Raw genomic sequence first — 1,491 nt, 5'->3', positions numbered from 1 at the left:
GCTTGAACAAATCACCGATAACATCGTTTCTGTCTCTGGCGCGATCGGTAAGCCGCCAACCGACTCCTACAAAGTATCAGCAACCTATCCTGACGGGTTCAAATGCACCGTTACATTCTTGCTCGCAGGCATCGAGGCAACCGCCAAGGCGCAAGCAGTGGCTGAAGCAATACTCACCAAAACATCCAGAATGATCGAAGCGAAAGGCTTAAAACCCTATTCGGAAACGTCGATAGAGCTACTCGGTTCCGAGGCGACGTACGGCCCACGACCCAATGCTGAACGCTGTCGCGAAATCGTCGTAAAGATTTCAGTCGCTAGCCCGGATAAAAAGTCATTAGTGCTTTTCTCCAAAGAGATCGCCCAAGCGGCGACGGGAATGGCACCTGGCATTACAGGCATCGTCGGCGGACGTCCAACGGTCTGGCCAAAAATTCGATTATTCTCATGCTTGATCCCCAAATCAGATGTGCCAATGAGCGTCATCTGCGCTGATGAGACGCTGCCCGTCGATCATGAGTTTGATCAAGATCTGACAAACTTCGCGGCAATCACGCCATCAACGCAGCTAAGTTCTTCTGCGGCATTAGACGAGCCCTGTACTGAGACTGTACCGCTCATTCAACTCGCATACGCTCGAAGTGGCGACAAAGGCAATCATTCCAACATCGGGGTGATCGCGCGTAAACCAGAGTACCTTCCATTTATTCAAGCGGCCCTGTCAGAGCAAGCCGTCACAGCCTTTATGCAGCATACGCTGGATAAAGACACTGGCAAAGTACGCGGCTGGGCAATGCCAGGCTTTGACGCAATGAATTTCCTTTTGGAAAACAGTCTTGGCGGAGGCGGCGTCGCAAGCCTGCGTATTGACCCGCAAGGCAAGGCTTTTGCACAGCAGCTGCTTGAGTTCCCGATTCCAATCTCTGCCAAGCTAGCCGGTGAACTTTGTCGCTAGATCAAACGCATTTGAAGTAATGAGGACAAGAAAGAATGTCTGGTTATCAGTCAGTTTTGAAAGAAGGTCTTTTTGAAGGCAAAACCATCATCGTCACAGGCGGTGGAAGTGGCATTGGTCGCTGCACCGCACATGAGCTGGCAAGCCTCGGCGCCCATGTCGCCCTCGTTGGCAGAAAGATCGAAAAGCTCGAAGCCGTGAAAGCAGAAATTGAAGAAGACGGCGGCTCAGCCGAGGCACATGCGTGCGATATCCGAGATGAGGACGCGGTAAAAACATGTGTGAAAGCGATTAAACAGAACAACCCTGCCATTCATGGCTTGGTTAACAATGCAGGCGGGCAATTCCCCTCCCCGCTGACCGGCATTAACCAAAAAGGTTGGGAAACGGTGGTACGCACTAACCTAACCGGCGGTTTTCTCATGGCGAAAGAGGTCTATCTTGCAAGCATGAGTAAACATGGCGGCTCGATCGTCAACATTGTGGCTGATATGTGGGGCGGCATGCCGAATATGGGACACTCCGGCGCTGCACGT

General features: G+C 52.0%; 2 protein-coding genes. Both read left to right on the top strand.

The window, feature by feature from the left end; genetic code table 11:
• The coding region (locus A3750_RS12770) for an acyclic terpene utilization AtuA family protein (protein WP_156498568.1) at nt 1-955 on the top strand (955 nt) is incomplete at its 5' end.
• Between the two features lie 35 nt (nt 956-990).
• On the top strand, nt 991-1,491 hold a 501-nt coding region (locus tag A3750_RS12765; protein WP_156498567.1), incomplete at its 3' end, for an SDR family NAD(P)-dependent oxidoreductase.

It is taken from the genome of Oleiphilus sp. HI0079, assembly GCF_001635105.1.
Note: the sequence above shows the minus strand (reverse complement) of the source record. Positions and strands in the feature narration are given on the sequence as shown.